This is a genomic window from Ruegeria sp. BHSB058, from assembly GCF_059613285.1.
Genome location: NZ_JBXWSF010000191.1, coordinates 1 through 1,283, shown reverse-complemented (window position 1 = coordinate 1,283; position 1,283 = coordinate 1). Strand labels below are relative to the sequence as shown.

Below are 1,283 nucleotides of genomic sequence, written 5' to 3'. Positions count from 1 at the left end.
GATCGAAGTGGCCGCACTGCTTGGAATCGAGATTGAGTTGGAAGTTACTTGGTCGGATCCGTTGTTCGCATGGCCCGGTTTGGGCACCGTGACCCAGAGCACGGCCGAATATACGCGTTTGATGCTCGACGCGTATCGCAGTCACGGCGCGACCAGAACCAAAGACGAAATCTAGCTCGTGCGCACGTTGAACAATTAGGCGCATTCAAGGCGCTCAGCACCGGAAGGCAAGCGTGGATGCCTTTTCCAGTGGCCCGAAGAGACTTTTAGCCCGGCGGTTTAACCCGCCGGGCCGAGGGGGAGACCCCGCTCCTCAGAACGGGATCTCATCGTCGCGGTCGACCAACTCGGGGTTTTCGTTCTCGGCCGACTTCGGACGGCTCAGGAAGTCGACCTTCTCGGCGATGATCTCGCAGCCGTAGCGGTCGTTCCCCATGCTGTCGATCCACTTGGTGTAGTGAATGCGGCCGTGGACGAGGACCTTCATGCCCTTTTCGCAATGCTCGGCGACCGTCTTGCCGAGTCCGTTGAAGCAGGTGATGCGGTGCCATTCGGTGTCCATGACCCGGTAGCCGTTTTCGTCGCGCATCACACGGCCTTCCGAGAGGCGGGGACGCGAGGTGGCGAGGCTGAAGTTGGTGATCTTGGTGCCGCTCTGGGTGGTGCGGACTTCGGGGGTCTGACCGATGTTGCCGGCGAGGATGACGATGTTCTGCATGATAAGCTCCTGTTTTTCCTGTCTTCGGGACCGTCCCTTCGACAAGACCCTGAAAAAGCCCGTCGGGTGACGCGTGCACGGTGGACAGCATGGACACCGGACACCCCCAGAGGACCGGGGTGGAGCGGGCAGGACGCCAAAGGCAGCCAACACGGCCCGGACTGACGCGGGGTTGCGCGCAGGAGATCGAACGGGATTAGGGGATTGTCAGTCGAAGGGATGGCCCAGGAGACAGAGAGATACGGGGAGCCCATGCCAGACCATGTCCCCTTGCCCATCGGGACTGCTTTACCCCAAGCCCAGCACGCCGCTAGCGGCCCAAGTGGCTATCACCGGCTCTCGCCCCCCTGCCCTTCCGTGCTGCGGAATGCAGGGCCTTGCCGCGACGGGCTATCGATACCGGAATATTCAGGACACGGACCGCACCAACGGCTGCTTTCGATCTCGACGTACTGTCGCTCAGCGAGCTGAAGAAAATGCAGAATGACGTCGCCAAAGCGATTGCCACATTCGAAGATCGGCACAAGGTGGAAGCCCGCGCCAACGTGGAAGCTTCCGCCCGAGA

1 protein-coding gene and 1 pseudogene are annotated in these 1,283 nt (G+C 61.3%); one reads left to right on the top strand and one right to left on the bottom strand.

The features are described 5' to 3' along the window. Positions 1-313: 313 nt before the first annotated feature. A complete protein-coding gene (locus AC2FNB_RS21280; RefSeq protein ID WP_008335991.1) occupies positions 314-718 on the bottom strand; it encodes a single-stranded DNA-binding protein in 405 nt (134 codons plus the stop codon). A 377-nt stretch (positions 719-1,095) separates the two neighbouring features. On the opposite strand from AC2FNB_RS21280, the pseudogene AC2FNB_RS21275 reads away from it, so the two are divergent. Continuing rightward, positions 1,096-1,283, top strand: a pseudogene (locus tag AC2FNB_RS21275) (hypothetical protein); the annotation flags it as partial.